Annotated in this window: 15 protein-coding genes; 14 read left to right on the top strand and 1 reads right to left on the bottom strand. The window is 30.9% G+C overall.

Translation table 11 applies throughout. From position 1 onward, the window contains the following. Positions 1-158: 158 nt before the first annotated feature. On the top strand, positions 159-932 hold the full coding sequence (locus CDLVIII_RS27355; protein WP_009172733.1) for an InlB B-repeat-containing protein: 774 nt from the start codon (positions 159-161) through the stop codon (positions 930-932). Positions 933-1,218: 286 nt separating this feature from the next. Here the strand turns inward: CDLVIII_RS27355 and CDLVIII_RS27350 are convergent, their stop codons facing one another. After that, positions 1,219-3,201: an N-acetylmuramoyl-L-alanine amidase family protein gene (locus tag CDLVIII_RS27350; RefSeq protein ID WP_009172732.1), complete on the bottom strand. Its 1,983-nt coding sequence runs from the start codon at positions 3,199-3,201 to the stop codon at positions 1,219-1,221. A 1,077-nt stretch (positions 3,202-4,278) separates the two neighbouring features. Between CDLVIII_RS27350 and CDLVIII_RS27345 the strand changes: the two genes are divergently transcribed. The 13 genes from CDLVIII_RS27345 to CDLVIII_RS27290 all read left to right on the top strand — a co-directional run bounded on the left by CDLVIII_RS27345 (position 4,279) and on the right by CDLVIII_RS27290 (position 21,981). Next, complete coding sequence (locus CDLVIII_RS27345; RefSeq protein ID WP_009172731.1) at positions 4,279-5,874, top strand: peptide chain release factor 3; 1,596 nt, start codon at positions 4,279-4,281, stop codon at positions 5,872-5,874. A gap of 111 nt (positions 5,875-5,985) precedes the next feature. Further along, positions 5,986-6,300: a hypothetical protein gene (locus CDLVIII_RS27340; RefSeq protein ID WP_009172730.1), complete on the top strand. Its 315-nt coding sequence runs from the start codon at positions 5,986-5,988 to the stop codon at positions 6,298-6,300. 317 nt (positions 6,301-6,617) lie between these two features. Then, positions 6,618-8,855, top strand: a complete 2,238-nt coding sequence (locus CDLVIII_RS27335) for an N-acetylmuramoyl-L-alanine amidase (protein WP_009172729.1) — start codon at positions 6,618-6,620, stop codon at positions 8,853-8,855. Positions 8,856-9,114: 259 nt separating this feature from the next. After that, entirely contained in the window at positions 9,115-9,258 is a 144-nt protein-coding gene (locus CDLVIII_RS32395) for a hypothetical protein (RefSeq protein WP_242835807.1), read from the top strand. A 78-nt stretch (positions 9,259-9,336) separates the two neighbouring features. Next, a complete protein-coding gene (locus tag CDLVIII_RS27330; RefSeq protein WP_083825399.1) occupies positions 9,337-9,663 on the top strand; it encodes an N-acetylmuramoyl-L-alanine amidase in 327 nt (108 codons plus the stop codon). Between the two features lie 427 nt (positions 9,664-10,090). Continuing rightward, complete coding sequence (locus tag CDLVIII_RS27325) at positions 10,091-10,489, top strand: Zn-finger containing protein (protein WP_009172728.1); 399 nt, start codon at positions 10,091-10,093, stop codon at positions 10,487-10,489. Positions 10,490-10,799: 310 nt separating this feature from the next. Then, complete coding sequence (locus tag CDLVIII_RS27320) at positions 10,800-13,937, top strand: cadherin-like beta sandwich domain-containing protein (RefSeq protein ID WP_009172727.1); 3,138 nt, start codon at positions 10,800-10,802, stop codon at positions 13,935-13,937. A 306-nt stretch (positions 13,938-14,243) separates the two neighbouring features. Next, positions 14,244-16,109 carry an NTP transferase domain-containing protein gene (locus CDLVIII_RS27315; protein ID WP_009172726.1) on the top strand — a complete coding sequence of 622 codons (1,866 nt, stop codon included), beginning with the start codon at positions 14,244-14,246 and terminating at the stop codon, positions 16,107-16,109. Between the two features lies 1 nt (position 16,110). Next, positions 16,111-16,806: a sugar phosphate nucleotidyltransferase gene (locus tag CDLVIII_RS27310; protein WP_009172725.1), complete on the top strand. Its 696-nt coding sequence runs from the start codon at positions 16,111-16,113 to the stop codon at positions 16,804-16,806. 265 nt (positions 16,807-17,071) lie between these two features. Then, positions 17,072-18,532, top strand: a complete 1,461-nt coding sequence (locus CDLVIII_RS27305; RefSeq protein ID WP_009172724.1) for an oligosaccharide flippase family protein — start codon at positions 17,072-17,074, stop codon at positions 18,530-18,532. Between the two features lie 424 nt (positions 18,533-18,956). Further along, positions 18,957-20,042 (top strand): membrane protein, encoded by a 1,086-nt coding sequence (locus tag CDLVIII_RS27300; protein WP_009172723.1) that lies wholly within the window; start codon positions 18,957-18,959, stop codon positions 20,040-20,042. A 1-nt stretch (position 20,043) separates the two neighbouring features. Continuing rightward, positions 20,044-20,310: a hypothetical protein gene (locus CDLVIII_RS27295; protein WP_009172722.1), complete on the top strand. Its 267-nt coding sequence runs from the start codon at positions 20,044-20,046 to the stop codon at positions 20,308-20,310. A gap of 315 nt (positions 20,311-20,625) precedes the next feature. Continuing rightward, positions 20,626-21,981 (top strand): 6-phospho-beta-glucosidase, encoded by a 1,356-nt coding sequence (locus CDLVIII_RS27290; protein ID WP_009172721.1) that lies wholly within the window; start codon positions 20,626-20,628, stop codon positions 21,979-21,981.

The following is a 21,981-nucleotide window of genomic DNA, read 5'->3' as shown; positions in this document are numbered from 1 at the left end:
AGTTATGGATAAACAATACATAGCTTAGAGTTATAACTTATAATTCATAAATTATAACTGTGTTTAGTATAATCTGAAAATTACATGTAATAAATCGAGCTTTGATTTGTTTATCTATAATTTGACTAATGAACTAGATAAAAAAGGAGGAAATTACAGTGAAGCATAACTTTTTGAAGAAATCAATCATGGCCTGCATTGCAGCTTCAGCTTTAGTTACCTTGTTACCAGTGGGAGCTTCAGCCGCATGGATTAAAAGTTATTATGGTAATTGGAGTTATACAGAAGGATATGGATATGCTACGGGCTGGAGACAAATAGATGGTTTATGGTATTTCTTTGATTCATATGGATTAATGAGAACTGGATGGATTAATGATGGCGGACAGTGGTATTATGCTGATTTGAGTGGAGCTATGCAGACAGGCATAATTCAAATAGAAGGAAAAATTTATTTGTTTTCATCAAATGGAGCTATGCAAAAAGGAAGCAATGTAATAAATGGAAAACTCTATAATTTTGATGATAATGGAATCTGTGTTGGGACTGATTATCCAATGCCTGCTAGAGCTTTTGATTACTATGGAAACAATGCAATACCATATGTACCAAGCCAGATAGTAGATGAAAGTGCAAGCATGTCAAAAGATATTCCATCAGATGGATTAAATCAAGTAAAACAATACACAATTACATTTAAGGATCCAGATGCAGATGATGATGACGAGGAAGTTCTTAAGAAAAGAACTGCAGACGAAGGAACAATGGTGCCTTTATACAAACCTTCAAAGAGCGGTTATACTTTTATTGAGTGGAACACTAAGAGTGATGGAGATGGCACAGGATATGAGGATACAGATAAGATAAGACTTGAGAAAAATATGACGTTATATGCACAATGGGAAGAAATTGATGATGACACAGATAAATAAAAAGTAAGACTTTAAGATATTAAATATATATTGCAATGTATAGTTTACAATTGACAATTATTGAAGAAATCCTGTAAGGATTTCAACCATAATTGTCAATTGTACATTGTAAATTTTTAATTTTAACATATATATTAATAAATATATGCATTAAAATAGAAAGGAATGCCCTAATAAGAAGACTTATTAGGGCATCTTTTATATTATTATAAATTTAGGAATGTCCAAAAAACTATGCAAATTATAAAGCGCACTTAATTAACAATTAAAAAACGTGAAATTCTTCTTAAATCCAAGCACCACTTGAAGATAATGTATAGCCGTCAATTGTTGTGTTAGCTGCCATAGCACCACTTTGGTATAAGTAGTACCAAGAACCGTTTATATATTGCCATCCAGTTGCCATAGCACCAGATGAATTTAGATAATACCAATAGCCATTATCATAAATCCAGCCAGTCTTCATAGCACCTTGAGTACCATCAGAAACTGGATTTAAATAGTACCAAGCACCATTTATATATTGCCATCCAGTTGCCATAGTTCCATTTGCATCTAAAAAGTACCAATTACCAGCAACGTTAATCCAGTTATAAACTACTTTCGTACCAGTTGTATCGTAGAAATTCCAAGTTCCATCAGTAGTTTGAGACCATCCTATTATAGCAGGAGTGCTTGTACCAGCTTCAGCTTCAGTTTCTTTAGTCCCTTCAGATACAGTTGTATAGATGTCTCCATCATCTTCCCAAACAATTAAATTATTTTCATCATATACATTTATTGAGTCTAATGAACTATCACAAGAATATATTTTATTGAATTCATTATCTTTAAATTTGTATATTTTCCCATCAGTCACAACCCATGGATTTCCATCTATATCAAAATCATATGCACCATATTCATAATCAGCATCGATATCTACATCATCATCATCATCTTTTTCTACGAAGTAAGCATCTACCTTGTCATCCTCGTCGAATTTACCTTCGTCGCTGCTGTTAGTTTCGTCATTTGGAACTGCTTTATCAAATTTTACTTTATCTTTTTTTAGATTAAAGCTTATTGCTTTAACTTTATCACTATCAGCATCTATACCAATTAATTGACCATTAACTACTGTGAATTTAGCTTTAACTTTTCCCTCTTCTTTATCAACTACGGAATTTTGAGTAATATTAATTGGATCACCAATGATATCTTCAAATGCTTCATATGCATCTTTAGCATCATCACAGTCAAATTCAGTACCATCGTTATTTTTGTTTCCTAGTTCATAAGACGTTACACTTTTTGGAAGATAAGCATCATCCTTTTGATCATCTTCCTCTTTAGAAATCTTTTGTATATAAGTACGTATAGTCATTGACTTATCGCCAAAATCAGGATTATTTACTACCACTGCTGCTGCACTAGTAGTAGTTCCAGTAGAAATTGCATTATCAGAAAAATCAGTTATACCTACTTTTATTAAGGTATAGATATAATCTTTATCTTGAGCAAGAACAACTGGTTGTCCTAACAATGTAGCTAATAATTCTGAATCTTTATCCTTATCATCGGGATTGTTGCTGAATTCTTCAATTTTAATCATCTTACCTCTTGCAGTAGAGTATGCATATATATTTGCTATATTAGAAGCATCTATATATTTACCAGAATCATTAGTAAATCCGTATAAATATTCTTTACCATCCTCTTCTGTAACTCCATTACCGTCTGGATCAGCATCTGATGATAAAGCTATTTTATATGAATACCAATTATCTCCAAATTTATTTCCAGGTAAGGCTGCAACTGAATCATCATCGCCGTCATAATAATCACCGAAAATTTCATTAGCATCAGATGTTAGATCGCTGCCATATCTATCGGTTTTTTTTAATTTTGTTCTAAGTTTTGAAGCAATACTATCTGCATCATCTTCTGGAGTATCATCATCAATAACATCTCCATTTGTTAAATCTATAAGATATTGATCGTCTCCATCATTAGCAAATGCATATTTATCTTCATATGCAATGTTAAGATCAGCATCTTCTACATCATCCAGTTCCTTATCCTTTTCACCATCATTATAGTAGATACCTAAATCATCGTCGTCACTTCGATATCCTTGATATACATATTTACCATCTGCAAATGCTATTGCATTTTCGATAGTTCCATCTTTTGTTCCTAATTTGTCAGAAGCCATAGCAGGCACTATTGACATAGTGGAAGCTGCAGCTACTAATAAAGCCGTGATTTTTAGTTTTCCTTTAATCATATTCATATTCCTCCTTTATAAAAAATAGATTAAAAAGTTAAGAGAATAGTCTGTTTAACCATTACAATAAGTACATATATATGTTGCAATTTGCAATGCACAGTTTACAATTAACAATTTTTGAAGAAATCCTTATAGGATTTCAACCATAATAGTCAATTGTACATTGTAAATTTTCAATTGCAATATATATATGGAACTTTACTACTTATAATTTAATTACCCTAAAATGGATAATTAAGGATTGTAGTGATCGTTAATACATCATAACATATGATATACTTTAATAAAAGGGAATGTATACCATTTGAGGCTGGATAATGCTTATATGTATATATATAAACATACATACATAGCGGTATTACAGGAAAAAGTTAATTTTTTGTAAATAAATTAAAGGTGAAGAGTTTATACTCATAATTAAAATACATATGAACATTTTAGAAAGGTAATTTCTATCTATATAAATCAGAAAATATATATGTTTTTTGTGGAGTGAATATTTTAAATTAAGCTAATTATTTGACTGTACAAGATTATATATATTAAAGAACCTGTGATTGTGTTTTTATAAAAATAAAACCATTCTCTAATTGCAGCTAAGGAGGATGGATGAAGTATACATAACTTATTGGTTATGATATAATAGCTTAGTTAATAGAACGTATGAAATATATATTGCAATTTAAAATGTACGGTTTACAATTAATAATTATTGAAGAAATCCTGTAAGGATTTCAACTGCAATTGTCAATTGCACTTTGTAAATTGTTAATTGCAATATATATATAAGAAAAATAATTAAACAACATACAATATAAATATCACAAAATGAATTTTATTAATGATGCATTGAATAGGAGGAATTATTCCAATGTAGCTGAGATTTGTATAAATACTTTAATAATAAATTTATCAATACTAGTTCAAGTAACAGTCAGCAAGTTATAAGTAACAATTAAGGAGAAAAGTTCACGGAAATTTATAAAAAATTAAGGAAATCACGAAGCGATTTCATCCTTAACTGAAAACTGTTAACTGTAAACTGTTAACTGACTTAATTAGGAGGATTTAGATTTGGCTGATTATATAAAAGAAATTGAAAAAAGAAGAACCTTTGCAATAATCTCTCACCCTGATGCAGGTAAAACTACACTTACAGAGAAGTTTTTATTATATGGAGGAGCTATTAGACTTGCAGGTTCTGTTAAGGCAAGAAAAGCCTCAAAACATGCAGTTTCAGACTGGATGGAAATTGAAAAGCAAAGAGGTATCTCAGTTACTTCTTCAGTTATGCAGTTTAATTACAACAATCACTGCATTAATATATTAGATACTCCAGGGCATCAGGACTTCTCAGAAGATACGTATAGAACACTTATGGCTGCAGATTCAGCAGTTATGGTAGTGGATGCTGCTAAGGGTATAGAAGATCAAACAAGAAAATTATTCCATGTTGCAGCTTTAAGGGAAATGCCAATATTTACATTTATAAATAAGATGGATAGAGAAGCTAAGGATCCATTTCAATTACTAGATGATATTGAAAATGAACTTGGAATTAAAACTTATCCTATGAATTGGCCAATTGGTTCTGGCAAAGAATTCAAAGGGGTATATGAAAGAGACAATAACAGAATTATAGCTTTTAATGGTGGAAATCATGGTCAAAACGAAGTTGAAACAATAGAAGGTTCACCAGATGATCCTAAGTTTAGAGATATTTTAGGTGATGCTCTTCATGATAAGTTAATGGAAGATATTGAACTTCTAGATATTGCTGGTGATGAGCTAGATCTAGATGCTGTACGTGGTGGAGAACTAACTCCTGTATTTTTTGGATCGGCATTAACTAATTTTGGCGTAGAACCATTCTTAGAGCATTTCTTAGAAATGACTACATCACCACTTGCTAGAAAATCAGATGCAGGAACTATTGACCCATTTGAAGATAAGTTCTCTGCTTTTGTATTTAAGATTCAAGCTAATATGAATAAGGCACATAGAGACAGAATTGCCTTTATGAGAATTTGTTCAGGTAAGTTTAATAAAGGTGAAGACGTATATCATATGCAAGGTGGAAAAAAGATAAAATTAGCTCAGCCACAACAATTTATGGCTCAGGATAGAGAAATTGTTGAAGAAGCTTATGCAGGAGATATAATTGGTGTGTTTGACCCAGGTATATTCTCAATTGGAGATACTTTATGTATGCCATCAAAGAAATTTAAATTTGAAGGTATTCCAACCTTTGCTCCAGAATATTTTGCAAGAGTTAGGCCAGTGGATACTATGAAGAGAAAACAATTTATAAAAGGTGTTTCTCAAATTGCTCAAGAAGGAGCAATTCAAGTATTTAAAGAAATCCATATTGGAATGGAAGAGATTATAGTTGGAGTTGTTGGTGTACTTCAATTTGAAGTATTAGAATATAGATTAAATAGTGAATATAATGTTGATGTTAAAATGGATAGATTAGACTACAGGTTCGTAAGATGGATAGAGAATAAGGATGTTGATATGGATACCTTAAATTTAACTTCTGATACTAAGAAAGTTAAAGATTTTAAAGACAGAAATCTTCTAATATTCCAAAATGACTGGGGCATCAACTGGGCTTTAGAACATAATAAAGGATTAATTTTATCAGCAGTAGGAAAAAGCGAAGACTAATTTAAGTGTTTATAGTCACTTTTTGTAATATATATTTTTTTATGGTAGCAAAAAGTATTAATAATCATATTATTATAATATATAATACTTTCGTACATGGAGAGAAAGAAAATGAGTAACTGTGACTGTTGTGATTCAGATTTCAATACTTTGGGTGATAACGCGACTAATCCATTAAATGATTTAACGCTGTCTACAATGGTTGTAGGGAATCAGGGAGCAGTATTCTGCAAATTAGTAATGATATTACTATTTCTTTATGCATTTACTAATCAAAACTTTATTTGTTATTTAATAAGTATGAATGACAAATTAATGTGTAATCAAATGTGCCTTACAGACAAAATGGTTGATAATATGATGGATAATCTTAATAATTGCAGAAATGATCTTGAAAACTGCAGAAAAGGGCGCCATAATCACTAAAAGAGAGCATGAAACAGGCTCTCTTTTTATTTTTGTATAGGAAAGCATAGAATTTTTTAAGCCGAGAAATCTTATGAAATAAGAAATTAGAAAGGTTTTAATTGATAATTTTAACATATATATTCAGAGAAAAATTAAAGTTATAGTGAATAATGGATAATTAATGTCTTAGGATAAAAATTCGATTTTTGAAGAATATGTTCCAAAAGTAAAGTTAATGTAAAATTATTATAAATAAAGTGCATATTTTAGAAAAATTAGCTTTTATGCCATGGCGTTTTTTGCTAAAATCTAATATAAGGAGGTGGCAGACTATTTTGAATATTAAAAATAAATTTACTACCTTTGTTTTAGCCTTTGCAATGGTATTAAGTTTTATTCCGACATTAGGTGTACAAGCAGCAACTACTGATTTCAAAATAATTTCAGATACTGAAGTCACTGTAAAGCAAGCTGAGAAATGGGCTAAATCTAAAGGTGCGACGGAAACGTTTGTAGGTTTGGCAGATTTATACTTTGAATATTCTAAAGATCATGGAAAAGTTAATCCGGCAATTGCATATGTCCAAGCTGCAAAGGAAACTGGGTTTGGAAAATTTGGCGGAGTTTTAGATGAAAGTTATCATAATCCATGTGGATTAAAAAAAGCTTCAGGTGGCGGAGACACTGATCCTAATGCACACCAAAAATTTGACAGCTGGGATGAAGGCGTACAAGCACATTTGGATCATTTAGCCCTATATGCAGGGGCTAAGGGATATCCAAGAGACGACACTTATGATCCTAGGCATTTTGTAACAATTAAGGGGAATTCACCTACAGTAAATTCACTGGGTGGTAAATGGGCTCCAAGTGCTACATATGGTGAAGAAGTTAGGAAATTGTATGAAGACTTATTAGACTACGCGGGAATAGATTATCAAAAGGATGATAATAGTTCTAATAGTAATAATAGTGGAAATAATTCATCAAATTCGGCTCCAAATCCTGGGAAGATTGAAAGTAAACCGAGTGGATTAAATGCATCGGATGTTATTGAAGAAAATAAACCCCAGAGTGGAAATACAACTAATGTGGACAAAACTAACATAACATCAGCTATTGGCTGGAAGAATGAAAATGGAGCTTGGTATTATTATAAATCAGATAATACCAAGGCAATCGGATGGATTAATCCAGATGGCAATTGGTACTACTTAAAAGATGATGGGAAAATGACAACAGGATGGGTTTACGATAATAATAGCTGGTATTACCTAGATAAGTCAGGTGCTATGGTAAAAGGGTGGAAACAACTAGATAATGATTGGTACTTTTTAACTAGTACAGGTGCTATGGGCACTGGAATTCAATATGATGGTTCAGGCCTTTATTATTTAAAAAGCTCAGGAGTTATGACAACTAATACTGGATGGACTAAATTGGATGATAAGTGGTATTATTTTGAAAATGGTGGGAAAATAAAGACTGGTTGGTTTAAAGAAAATAATGTTTGGTATTTCCTTCAAGGAGATGGAAGCATGGTAACTGGTCTGAAGAAAATAGACAATAAAAGTCATATGTTTAATGACAGTGGTTCAATGATAACTGGCTGGAAACAAATCAATAATTACTGGTATTACTTTAATAGTGATGGAAGCATGGCAACAGATTGGATTGCAGATGGTGAAAACTATTATTATTTATATGATAATGGAGCGATGGCAAAGGGCTGGATCAATATTAACGGAACTTGGTATTATCTAAATAATAGTGGAGCAATGGTAACAGGCTGGGTTGCATCTAATGGAGATTCATACTATTTAGATAAATCATCAGGAAAGTTAGTTACTAATACTACAATTGATGGCTATAAAATTGGCGCTGATGGTAAGAGAAAGAATTCATCAAGTCAAACTGATGAAGATAATTCTAAGCCAGGTTCAACACCAGGAAATAATAATTCATCAAAAGGTAAGACTATAGTAATAGATCCAGGTCATGATTATGGTAATGATTATGGAGCTGAAAGCACTATTGATGGAGTAACCTATAGTGAAACGGTTTTAAATATGCAGGTTGCAGATAAATTAAAAACAGAGCTTCAAGATAGAGGATATAATGTAATAATGACAAGAAATTTAGGAGAAAAACCTTCTTATGGTACGTTAACTGATAGTCTTACTCATAGAGTTAACATAGCCAACAACTCAAAGGCAGACTTCTTTATAAGCATACATCATAACTCAGCAGGAGAAACTGCTAAAGGGGTATTATCTCTTTATAGCTCAGAGACGCAAGATGCTAATTTTGGTGGTAAATTGGATAATGCTAGAATAGAGAGAAGTAAGCAGATGGCAGCTCTTATAAATGACAACATTGCAAATAAACTTAATTTGAATAATAGAGGCGGTCAAGAGCAAAACTTATTTGTATGCAGAAATGCTAATATGCCGGCAGTATTAGTCGAAGTGGGATTCATAACTAATAAGGAAGAAGCAATAAGATGTGCAGATGCATCTAATCAGCAAAAGGTGGCTGAAGCAATAGCTGAAGTTATTGCGGCTAATATTTAACTAAATATTAAGTAGGTATTCTATATTTAAGTTGAACTAGCAGCTGCTATATAGATGAAAAAACTGTAAGCTGTATTAGGTATATGTAAATTGAAAAGAGATTCTATAACTTATAATTTTTTATAACTGATTAAAATAGGTATGCATTTATACAATTTTGGATATGCATACCTATTTTTTACTTGGTTATTTTTATAGTTCGACATTTTTTTGATGAAAAAGTTAATATCATACTGTATTAGTACCTAAAAAAATTTGGATGCTGGTATTATATTATAGATACCCAAATGAAAGCTGTTTTGAAAACTATCATAATCCATGTGGATTAAAGACAAACGTAGGAGGAGAAGATACTGATCCAAGTGCACATGAAAGATTTGATTCATGGGATGAAGGGATATAAGCTCATCTAGATCATTTAGCACTTTATGCAGGGGCTGATGGTTATTCGAGAAATAATACATATGATCCAAGACATTTAATTACAATATCAGCAAATGGTGTAGAAGTTTACTATAGCTCAAAAGCACAGGATTCAAGCTTTGGAGGAGGATATAGTGATGAGAGGCTTTCAGCAAGTATGAATATGGCATCTTCTATAGCAACGTCTTTAACAAATAGTACTGGTTCCATAAATAGAGGAGCAAGAGATGGAAATTTATTTGTTCTTAGAAATACTAAAATGCCCTCGGTACTAGTTGAATTTGGATTTATAACAAATACAGATGAAGCTAAAAGATGTGCAGATTCATCATACCAAGATCTAGAAGCAGAAGGAATTGCAAGGGCAATTGCAGCAGCTATCTAAATTTGTGGTAAAAGCTGTATGTTTAAATGATTAATTCATGCAAAAAAAGTATCCCATAGATGATAAAGGCAGTCATTAGGGGATACTTTTTTTAAAAGGTTGATATAATTTGAATATTAATATAAGATAGTTGTAATATATATAGATATCTAACATATGTATTAGACTTATAACTGTGTGAATTATAATCTGAAAATTAAAAGTAATAAATCAAAAGCAAATTTATACATTATAATAAATCATTATATATATTGCAATTTGCAATGTACAGTTCACAATTAACAATTATTGAAGAAATCCTGTAAGGATTTCAACTATAATTATCAATTGTACATTGTAAATTTTCAATTGACAATTATATATATGGAATATTTGTGCGCTTTGGTTTAAATGTGGGATATCTATAAGAGAATGAGGTGTGAGAAATATGGAATGGTTTAAAAGAATGATGTATGGAAGATATGGAGGAGATCAACTGTCAAGAGCATTGCTTGGATTATCTTTTGTATTATTAATATTAACAAACTTTTTGCCGAGAAATTTATCAATTCTAGTAGTTATAGCATATATTCCAACAGTAATTTGCATTTTTAGAATTTTTTCAAAAAATATATATAAGCGTCAACAAGAAAACTACAAATATATAATAAGAAAAAATAAAGTATTAGATTGGTTTAAACATAGATCAAATAAATTGAGAGACATGAGAACTCATAAGTATTTTGTATGTAAAAATTGTAAACAAAAACTACGAGTGCCAAGAGGGCAGGGGAAAATTTCTATTACATGTCCTAAGTGTAAAAATTCTTTTAAGGCAAAATCTTAAATTAAAGCAGGATAAAAGACCTTTCATAGTATATAACTATTGTATTATATTATGGGAGGTTTTTTTATATTTTTCTAAAGGTAAGCATAAATGGTTCGATATTTAAAATGTGGTATACATAAATCAATTATATGACACGTTAATTATATTAATAATTCTAATTTCAAAATTTACATTCTATGTTTTAAAAGCTTAAGTTACATAACCTGTGAGTTATAAATCTAATTAATGTGATGAGATAGATGCAAAATAATATAAAAAATTAAATCCGATTATTGATTTTAAATAACAATTTGGGAGGGCGACAATAATGAGAAAAGTCAAAAGTAAGTTTATAGCGCTGCTTATGGTGTTTACAAGTATAGTATCATTTTTGCCAGTGCAATTTGGTGGACAGGTAGCAGAGGCAGCTACTACATCAGGTATCAGAGTAAATGTTACAAATGAAAAATATATTCAACCAACAACATCTGGAACTGATGTGATTTATTCGCATCCTAGCGTAATAAGTGAGGATCAAAGTGGAACAACAGGGTTCGATTTAACAGTTCCGAAGGTTTATAGGACTGATACTACTCAGATGGAGAATGAGGTGAAAAATGCTGCAACTACTAAACCAACTAATGCTACTTTTATAGTAGGTCAGAGAGTTGTAATTAAAGCAATTGATGCTCAAAGCATAACAGACACAATAGATAGCGGCTCGCCTACTAAAATATCAACCAATATGGGGATAGATGTTACTAGAATAGATGGTACTGATGATACAAATGGTGAAGATGTAGTCGGAAAGAGGTTAGTTGGATTACCATATGGTGTTAACACTGTTTCATATGAAATAATACAAACAACTCAAACTGTTACTTATACTCCAGAACTAAATGCAGATGGAACTCCAACTGGTAATGGGACAATAACATGGGGAGATACTAAAGATTCCACTAATATTAGTGATAAAACAATAACAATAGAGTATGGAACTTCATTTGCTATACAAAAAATACAAAGCTTAATATTTAAGTCATATGTAGGTGGTAAAAGCGATTTTGATGGTGATACAGTTTTAGTTCCTAAAAATAATCAAAAACCATTTTTATATACACAAATAGCAGAAGCAGATCCCAATATACCACTTAGATATAATTTTAATGTACCTGATTCAACTTATATGCTAAAGTATGTTATGAATTTTAATATAAGTTTAGAAGATGCTATTGTGTTTTTAAATGGACAGGAAGATAAATCTATCGAGTTTGGAGATGAATCATTACAAGGATCATTATCTAACTTAGGATCTTCCTCAATAGTAATAAGAATAAAATCAACTGAGTCGGGTGATAGTACACCGATAACAAGGTCTTATGCTTTACAGATAAAATATAGTGCATTAGATGCTTCTAAGGATTATAGTTTGAAAGATGCAGGTATAACTAAACAATATATGAATGATGATAGTGATGTTGATGCATATATAGGCAAAACATTTTCAGTTACAAGAGATCCAAACTCTGGATTTCCAATTTATAATGGAACCATTACTATAGATTCAAGAGCTAAACAAATAAGTTTAGATCCTACGCTCATAGTGCCGAAGTCCGGCTTGGGATATAGTGTGCAGAATAATTATAAAGAGACTGCAGATGGGACGACTAAGGAAATAAAGGCTTCTCTCAGTGGAGGAGACGGAAAGAACTATGTTGATTTTCAAAAAGGCGCTTATAGCAATAAGATACAGTTAGACGTATATAAAGGAAGCGATGGAAATATAACAGATTCGTCAACAATATTAGCTAGATATTCATTAGATGTTATTATTGAGACAGGAAGTCACTCTACTATGAATTTACAATTCGCTGGATCGCCAGAGCCTTATTTAAGGCAACCAGGTGTAAGCGATAGTGTTTTAACATTTAATCCATCAAGAGTCACTTATGATTTATGTTTTGGAAATGTAAATTTAGATAAGGTTGCAGATCCAGTAACAATAAAATATACAGGAGAGCAAAGTGATAGAAATGAGTATATAAGAGTCTTCTATGCAACTAATAAGGATAGCAATAGTTATACAGAGTTCGATGAATCTAAAAATAATAATTATGATTCAGATGAAGACTCAAGTACATTTTTAAAAAGAAATCCAAGCATTACCATCAATTTGAAAAATTATGAAAAAATATATATTCAAACGTATTATGATAAATTTGATGATAAGGAAGTTACAGATTCAAGTGGTAACAAAACAACCCAAAAGGTGTTAGTTGGAAGTTATCCAGCTGGAGATAAGTATGTATTCTATTTACCGCAAAATTATAAGCCTTCTGATGGTACTCCACCAGAACAAAATTCTAATGATGCTTCTTTAAGTTCTTTAAGTGTTAAGGGATATACATTGAAAGATGCTGATGGAAGTGAAGGTTTTTCAAGCGATAAGTTATCCTATACTACTACTGTTTCAAAAAGTGATACAAGTGAGAAGATAACTGTAAAACCTACAAATGAAAATGTAAGCTCAATTGTAGCAACTATAAATGGAAGTAATGATAGCTATGATTTAGTTTCAGGAGAAGAAACTGAATTACCTCTAAATTCAAATGGAACTACTACTGTAAAAATACTAGTTACTGCACAAGATGGAATTACTACTGAAACATATAGTGTTGTAATAAAAAATAATCAAAAAAGCAGTAATGCTGGTTTGAAGAATGTAATCTTAAACACAGGTGACTATGATTTTAATCCAAAGAAAGATCCAACTGAGGTTCGAGTAGACCAAAATGTAGCAAGTGTTCAAGTAACTCCAATTCCAGAGGATTCTAAGTCGAAAGTTACTGTTAATGGAGAAGATTATTCTGATAGTGCCATAAGTGTAAGTCTTAGAGGATCTCAAAAGACAGAAATTGAAATTGTTGTTGAATCAGAAGATGGATCAGAGAGTAAAACTTATACGCTAAAAGTTTATAGAGTTGATGTATCTGACTGGAATGGCGGTTCTGGAGATGGTAGTCAATACGATGACGATCAATATTATGATGATTATAACGACTGTTGGGTAGATACAAGAAAATATGATGAATGGGGAACTGTAAATGGAAAGCCAACTTATTTTGATAAGAACCACAGACAAGTTAAGAATGCTTGGATAAAAACTGGGGGAAAACTTTATTATTTAAATAATGTAGGATATAGAGCTTCAGGCTGGAAAGTTGATGAAGCTGATGGAAAGACATATTATTTAGATTCATCAACTGGAGAAATGAGAACAGGATGGATAAATTTAAATAACAGCTGGTATTACTTGGAATTAAATGGTGTAATGCATAAAGGCTGGTTATATTTAAATGGAAAGTGGTATTACTTTACTCCAAATGGTCAAATGGTAGTAAATCAGACTATGTTTGTGGATGATAAAAATTATACTTTTGGACAAGATGGTACTGTTATAGCTTAAAGGATAGAGGAACAGGATTGATATTATTTTTAATATCAATCCTGTTTTTTTATGAACAATTGACATAATAACTTCGCTCTGAGGGCAACTAGCCTTCTTACTCGATGGAAAATATTCATAATAATTTTAGACGTGTTATTTATTTTAGTGTGCCTTATTGACATCCATAATTTCAAGGAATATAATAGTTATAGTTCAAAATTCGAACATTAGAGTATATAGCAGGCATATAAATCAAAATAACAAGCATCTGATGATGCGATGCATTATTTTTTTGGTATGCCAAACAAAAGGGGGAGTTAAAATATGTTAGAGGATAGAATAGAGATTTTAAAGACGTTAAATGATAACTTTAATATTAATCAAAGAGAGTTAGCGAAAAGAACTAATATATCTCTAGGTAAGGTTAACGCGGTTTTAAAAGAATTTACAATAGACGGATTTATAGATAGAATAACAAATAACAGAGGAACTTTATATAAAGTTACTGAAAAAGGAATGAAGTTTTTAGAAGAGAATATTGCATCTGCAAAGAATACAAGATTAAAGCTTCATGAAGCAGAAAGAAAGATTGTAAAGCAGGCTGTAATACTTGCTGCAGGTAAAGCAGAAGAGTTTGGAAAGCCTGTAGGAATGCTTGAAATTGAAGACTTTAAGTTAATAGACAGAACCTTAAATATTTTAAAGGAAAATGGGATAACTAAAATTGTTATAGTAACAGGTTATGAAAGTCAACGTTATGAGGAATATTTTAAAAATAGTAAAAACATTGCTTTAGTTAAGAGCGATACATACAAATGGACAGGTACTATGCATTCATTATCTTTAGCAAAAGATTATATTGATGATGACTTTTTACTTATAGAAAATGATTTAATCTTTGAAAAGAGAGCGATTAAGGAATTAGCAGAAAGCTCTAATCACGACTGTATACTTTTTACTAATGAAAGTGGTTCTGGAGATGAAGCCTTTGTTGAAATAAGGGATAATCATTTATTTAAAATGTCAAAAGATATTCATCAATTTAATAGAATTGATGGAGAAATGATAGGGCTTACTAAGATTTCTTATAAATTATATACAATGATGCTTGAAGAATTTAAAGGAAATGTTAATCCGTATTTAAACTATGAATATGTATTATTAGATGTAGCTAGAAATTATAATATAGGATTTGTTAAAATAGATGATCTTGCCTGGGGAGATGCAGATACTGCAAAGGAGTATGAAAAAATTAAAAATTATTTATATCCAACCATAAGAAGAAGAGAACTTAGTTATGAAATGAACAGCATAAAGGCTATTGTTCGTGAATCACTAAAGGTTAATGATGAAGATATTACAGAAGTTGTACCAGCTGGTGGTATGACTAATAAAAACTATAGAATCTGTGTTAAAGGTGAAAGATTTATTCTAAGAGTTGCAGGTGCGGGAACAGAGCAGATGATAAATAGAAGTACAGAAATGTTTAACTCTGCAATTGCTTCTGAAAAAGGATATAATGTTGAAGTGCCTTACTTTAATCTTGAAACTGGAGTTAAAATATCAAAGTTTATAGAAAATGCGGAAACTTTGACTCATAGAAGTATTAAAAAAGAAGAAAATTTAAAACAAGTTACAACAATCTTAAGAAATTTACATGAATGTGATGATTTTCATATGGATAATGAATTTAATGTATTCAGAGAACTTGAAAAATATGAAAATATCTTAAAAAGTGATAATGGAAGTTTCTTTGAAGATTATGATGAAGTAAGATCAGAAGTAATGGCTCTTGAAGAAGAATTAAAGAAATGTGATAGAGTATTTGTACCATCTCATAATGATTTAGTTTCAGAAAACTTTGTTAAAGATACACAAGGAAGAATTTATTTAATAGACTGGGAATATAGCGGAATTAATGATGATATGTGGGATTTAGCTGCTTTATCCTTAGAAAATGAATTCTCAGAAGATGATATTGAATTAATGTTTAGATTATATTTTAATGGAAAAGAAGCAGATAAGAATTCAAGAAGAAGATTATTAATCCATCAAATATGCCAAGATACATTGTGGGCAGTATGGACCTTGGTAAAAGAAGCTGAAGGCGATGATTTTGGTACTTATGGAATAGATAGATATAATAGAGCAAAAGAATACTTAAAACAGTTAGCTGAACTCGAGGTGTGATATGAGAGCAATTTTAATGGCAGCAGGTATGGGAACTAGATTAAGACCATTAACTGAAAATACTCCAAAGTCTTTAATTGAAGTTAATGGAATGTCTTTACTGGAAAGACAGATAATAAATTTAAGGGAAATTGGAATTGATGAAATTATAGTATTAACAGGTTACTTGCATGAAAAATTTGATCCTATAGTTAAAAAATATAATTTAATTAAAGTTATTAATGATAAGTATGATGTTTATAATAACATCTATACTATGTATTTAGTTAGACAATATTTAAAAGATGCATTTGTTATTGATGCAGATAATTATATTACTAGAAATTTTCTACCAAAGACTAAGCCAAGTACATCAATATATTATTCAGCCTGCAAGGAAAATATAACAGGTGAGTGGATATTAAAATATGATGAGAATAATAGAATACATAATGTTGAAATTGGAAAAGAAGGAGATAAGCCTGATTTTATAATGTCAGGAGCATCATTTTGGACAGCAAAAGACGGGATGCTTATTTCAGAAAAGGTAGAAGAAACTATAAATAAAGGTGACTTTAGAGATTTATATTGGGATAGTATTGCTGTAGATAACCTCAAGGATATGGATGTATATATTGAAAAAATACAGTCAAATGATATCTTTGAGATAGATTCTCTGGAAGATTTAGAATATTTAAAACGAACACTTAAATTATAAATATAAAGAAATTAGATACAATTTTATAGATATACAACCTTAAATTTAAGCTCGTGTGATTTCGGTTAATCACTGCATAAATCTGAATTTAAAGTTGTTTATCTATAACATGTATCTAATTTTTTTTGTATAAATATATATTTTGCATTAAATTGGAATATGAATTGACAATAAATTAAGTAGAATGTACAATTTAAAAAGTGAAAAATGTAATAGGACGTATAATTTAATATGAGAAATCCTCATATTTATGGAGGCTAAAAATATGGCTAAATCAATTTCAAAGAATGCAATTTTTAAGGCAATGCTTAATTTATTCAATATAATTCTGCCAATACTAGTAATTCCACTAGTAACTAGATCTGTTGGAAAAGAATTATATGGTTATATGGGATATGGGGATTCGCTAACTGCGTATTTCTTGATATTTGCAAGCTTTGGTATATATCAATATGGATTAAGAGAAATAAGTAAAGTTCGTGACGATAAAGTAAAACTTAGACAAACGTTTACTAATCTATTTTTGTTTACAACTGTTACAAATATTGTGGCTTCGGCAGCATATATGATATTTGTCGGAATTTATTATAAGAATGAACCATATTTTTATACTTGTATAGTTATGGGGTTTAATTTAGTATTTAATCTTTTCTATGTGGAATGGGTTAATGAAGCTTTAGAAAATTATGATTTCATAGCTATTAAAACAATGGTAGTTAGAATTATATATTCTGCGTTAATTTTATTATTTGTAAGGGGTCAGGGAGATTATTTATTTTATCTATATTTAGTTATAGGATTTAATTTTATAAATAATATAATTAGTTTTGTCTACGTGAAAAGAAAGGTACGTTTTGATTTTTCTAATTTGGAATTCTTTAGACACGTAAAACCTATGCTTTATGTCGTAATTCTTTCTAATACAGGAGTTTTATATACTCAGCTTGATAAAATTATGTTAAAAGATAGTATTGGAGGAACTACTGCTGTCGGATATTATTATATGGCCCAGAGAATAATGCTGATAATAAATACATTACTTCTTACAGTGATTCAGGTTACTATGCCGAGATTGTCTAATTACCTGGGAAATGAATCTAAGGGTGAATATCTGGTATTATTAAAAAGAGTAATTAAAATTTACTTCTTGATTCTGTTCCCAGCATCGATAGGATTGTTATGTCTTTCTAAGGAGGCTATATATATTTTTGGAGGAGCAGATTTCTTAGGAGCGGTTCCGGTAATGGTAGTATTTGCAGTATATATGCTAAGTATTGGAGTGGAAGGTGTAATTGCGAATCAAATGATATACCTTCACGGAAAAGAAAGAGAAGATGCAATGCTGGTGCTGGCTGGAGGTGTATTAAACTTGCTGCTTAAATTTGCATTAATTTTTGCAGGAGCTTTCAATATGGTAAGTGCTATAATAACTACTCTTATTGCAAACTTAATTGTAATATGTCTTGAATATTGGTTAGTAAAGAAAGTTATTAAATTAGATATACACTTATTTGCTTATGAAAATATAAAGTACTTCTTTTATTCGCTTATATTTATTCCAATAACTTTTGGAATAAAATTTGCTGTACATAATATATTAATTGCATGTGTATTAGAAGGGGCAGTATGTGCTTTAGTTTATGTAGGAATATTAGTTATTGTTAAAGACCAAGTATTTTTGGAATTAGCAGATAAAATTTTTATGAAGTTAAAAATTAAAAGATAAGTCTCATCTGTTTAAGAATATTAAAAAGGGGTAAGTTATTAAAAAAATGTTTTTAATAATTTACCCCTTTTTATTTTTTTACGTTAGTAATAATTTTATAGAAGATAGATAATAGTTAAAGGCAATAAATATGTCTTTTTATAGAGGAATGTTAGAAGAATAAAAATTATAGCGATTTATTTAAATATATTTGAAAAAAATTTTTTGAACATATTGCTATGAACATTGAACGATGGTAATATAATAATGTTCACAAAATGAACTAAAGAGAATTGAACTATGAGATATGTTATGTTTGCGAAATAATTGTTGTATCTATGAATAAAGGTAAAAGTTATAAAGAAATTTATTTAATTTGTAAATAAAAAAATATAGGAATTATAGTAATAAAAAGCAGACAGTTAATATTAGAGGGGGATTTATAATGGAAAATAATATAATTAATGCGTCGGCAATTGCTGCAAAGAAGAAGCTATCTTCACAATTTTTTAAAAAAGGTATTACAATTGCGTTATTTTCAGGTCTCATGTATGGATTTTATTCAGCATTTTTGACTTTGGGTATGACAAAAGGCGTTTGGAGTGACTGGTATGGAAGTAATTCAATTGGATTATCAGCATTTGCTATTACATATTTATTAGCTGCACTTGGAAGTGCAGTAAATGATACCTGCAGTGCTGTTTGGGCAATGCTTTATGCAGGTGTTAAAGGTAAGTTTGGCGATTTTTTAAGATGTATAAATACTACTCCAGGTCGTGTTATGATTTTAGCAGCACTTATAGGAGGACCTGTTTCGAGTACAGCCTATGTTGTTGGACTTCAAATGGCAGGCTCAATAGTTATTCCTATTACTGCTCTTTGTCCAGCTATTGGCGCTATTTTAGGTAGAATTTTATTTAAGCAGGAATTAAATAAGCGCATGATGCTTGGGATTGTCATTTGCGTTTGTGCAAGTTTCATGATCGGCAGCACAAGTATTACTGGAGATGCACCGGAAAATATGCTATTAGGTCTTGGTATTGCATTCATTGCTGCACTTGGATGGGGATTTGAAGGTTGCGTAGCTGGTTACGGCACAGCTATGATTGATTCAGAGATAGGTATCACCATTCGTCAGGCAACATCAGGTCTTTCAAATTTAATTATTTTAATTCCTATTTTAGGTATGATGGCTGGCAGCGTTAGCCTTTCAACAGAGCTTACAATTCAAGCATTTACAAGCGGGCCAGCTATGATTTGGCTTGCTATAAGCGGTCTTTGTGCCTTTATTTCATATATGACTTGGTATAAAGGAAACAGTATGTGTGGAGCAGCCCTTGGTATGGCTTGTAATGGTACATATTCATTCTGGGGACCATTTTGCTGCTGGATAATACTTGGTGTGTTCTATGGTATAGAAGGCTGGTCATTGCCTCCAATAGCTTGGGGGGCTGCTATACTAATGATAATTGGTATATTAGTAATTTCGATGAATCCGTTGGATTTATTCAGAAAAAAGGAGGAAAAATAGTATGAAACCACTTAATTATGCTATTTTAAAATACTTCACAAAAGTTGAAGAAGCTTGTGCAGAAGATGTTATTAAAGCTTTAAAAGGTGAATATGGTAAGTTTAAGGCGCTTAATAGAAACTCTGTGATTTCGGCTTTGATGACAGCTGAGGCTAATGGTCTTCTTGAAGAAACAAGATTTGAAATGGATCAAACAGGTAACTTAAGAGTGTACTATCATGCAAATGAGGATGGGGCAGCTACAATTAATAAATACATTAAAGATTGATATTCACAAAATTAATGAGAGAACAGTATAGATATAAATAGCGCATTTATATCTATACTGTTCTTATTTTTTATACACAAAAGAAGAGTTGCTGATTTTAAAAGAAGATTTACGAATAAAAAACATCTTGTTTTCAAAAAAAACAAATAACTAAAAAGCAGCAAGTGTTCCTAAAGTGCAGAAATCGAAGTAATTGTTTTCAATGTATGATAAATTAAAGTAAAGACTTAAACAGTGTACAGTTAAGAATTTCTACAATAACTGATAACTGTAAATTGTGAACTATAAACTGGTTAGAAGTGGGGATGAGAGTTTATGAAAAAATTAAAAATTGTCACTATTGGCGGTGGGTCAAGCTATACTCCTGAATTAATTGAAGGATTCATAAAAAGAAAAGATCAATTACCTATTAAAGAAATCTGGCTTGTGGATATTGAAGAGGGAAAAGAAAAACTAGAGATAGTTGGAGCTATGGCCCAGAGAATGGTTAAGGCTGCTGGACTTGATTGGAAAGTAAATTTAACGTTAGATAGAAGGGAAGCACTTAAGGATGCTGATTTTGTATCAACTCAATTTAGGGTTGGACTTTTAGATGCTAGGATAAAAGATGAAAGAATTCCTTTAAGCCACGGGATAATTGGACAGGAGACAAATGGGGCTGGAGGTATATTTAAAGCCTTTAGAACGATTCCAGTAATATTAGACATAATAGATGACATGAGAGAATTATGCAAAGATGCATGGCTGGTAAACTTCACAAATCCATCAGGCATGGTGACAGAAGCAGCAATTAAGTATGGCGGATGGGATAGAACTGTTGGCTTGTGTAATATTCCTATTAACTGTGTACAGGAAGAGTCAAAGATACTCGGAATAGATTCTAGTGAATTGTTTTTTAAGTTTGCTGGATTAAATCACTTCCATTGGCACAGAATATGGGATAAGGATGGAAATGAAAGAACTGCTGAAGTAATCGAGAAATTATATGATCCAGTATTTTCAGAGGAGAGAGAAAATGCCGGAGTTGCAAATATTAAGGATATTAAATTTAATTATGAACAAATTAAAGATTTAGGAATGTTACCATGTGCATATCACAGATATTATTACGTTACAGATGATATGTTAAAGGAAGAGCTTGAAAGTTTTTCAAAAGGTGAAACTAGAGCAGAAGTAGTAAAGAAAACTGAAGCGGAGTTATTTGAATTATATAAAGATCTAAAACTTGATTATAAGCCAGAACAATTAACAAAAAGAGGTGGAGCTTATTATAGTGATGCTGCCTGTGAATTAATTGCTTCTATTCATAATGATAAGAGAAGCACAATGGTAGTCAGCACAAAGAATAATGGAACATTAGAGGATCTTCCATATGATTCTATAGTGGAAGTTTCAAGCATAATAACAGCTCATGGACCTGAACCAATAAGTTTTGGAAAGTTTGAGCCAGCACCAAGAGGAATGGTTCAAATGATGAAAGGAATGGAAGAAACAATAATTTCAGCTGCAGTTACAGGAAATTATAACAAGGCGCTTCAAGCATTTACTATGAATCCACTAATTCCAAGTGGAAAGGTTGCAAAAGATTTATTAAATGAGATGTTAATAGCACATAAGAAGCATTTACCACAATTTAAGGACATAATAGATAGACTAGAAGAAAGTAAATAA

The organism is Clostridium sp. DL-VIII, assembly GCF_000230835.1.
Classification (GTDB): domain Bacteria; phylum Bacillota; class Clostridia; order Clostridiales; family Clostridiaceae; genus Clostridium.
Note: the sequence above shows the minus strand (reverse complement) of the source record. Positions and strands in the feature narration are given on the sequence as shown.

Excerpts from the sequence above, each read along its gene's own strand:
- CDLVIII_RS27325 (WP_009172728.1), top strand. The coding sequence starts at position 10,091 with ATGGAATGGTTTAAAAGAATGATGTATGGAAGATATGGAGGAGATCAA.
- CDLVIII_RS27340 (WP_009172730.1), top strand. The coding sequence starts at position 5,986 with ATGAGTAACTGTGACTGTTGTGATTCAGATTTCAATACTTTGGGTGAT.
- CDLVIII_RS27350 (WP_009172732.1), bottom strand. The coding sequence starts at position 3,201 with ATGATTAAAGGAAAACTAAAAATCACGGCTTTATTAGTAGCTGCAGCT.
- CDLVIII_RS27300 (WP_009172723.1), top strand. The coding sequence starts at position 18,957 with ATGGAAAATAATATAATTAATGCGTCGGCAATTGCTGCAAAGAAGAAG.
- CDLVIII_RS27320 (WP_009172727.1), top strand. The coding sequence starts at position 10,800 with ATGAGAAAAGTCAAAAGTAAGTTTATAGCGCTGCTTATGGTGTTTACA.
- CDLVIII_RS27310 (WP_009172725.1), top strand. The coding sequence starts at position 16,111 with ATGAGAGCAATTTTAATGGCAGCAGGTATGGGAACTAGATTAAGACCA.
- CDLVIII_RS27295 (WP_009172722.1), top strand. The coding sequence starts at position 20,044 with ATGAAACCACTTAATTATGCTATTTTAAAATACTTCACAAAAGTTGAA.
- CDLVIII_RS27305 (WP_009172724.1), top strand. The coding sequence starts at position 17,072 with ATGGCTAAATCAATTTCAAAGAATGCAATTTTTAAGGCAATGCTTAAT.
- CDLVIII_RS32395 (WP_242835807.1), top strand. The coding sequence starts at position 9,115 with ATGCTGGTATTATATTATAGATACCCAAATGAAAGCTGTTTTGAAAAC.
- CDLVIII_RS27290 (WP_009172721.1), top strand. The coding sequence starts at position 20,626 with ATGAAAAAATTAAAAATTGTCACTATTGGCGGTGGGTCAAGCTATACT.
- CDLVIII_RS27315 (WP_009172726.1), top strand. The coding sequence starts at position 14,244 with ATGTTAGAGGATAGAATAGAGATTTTAAAGACGTTAAATGATAACTTT.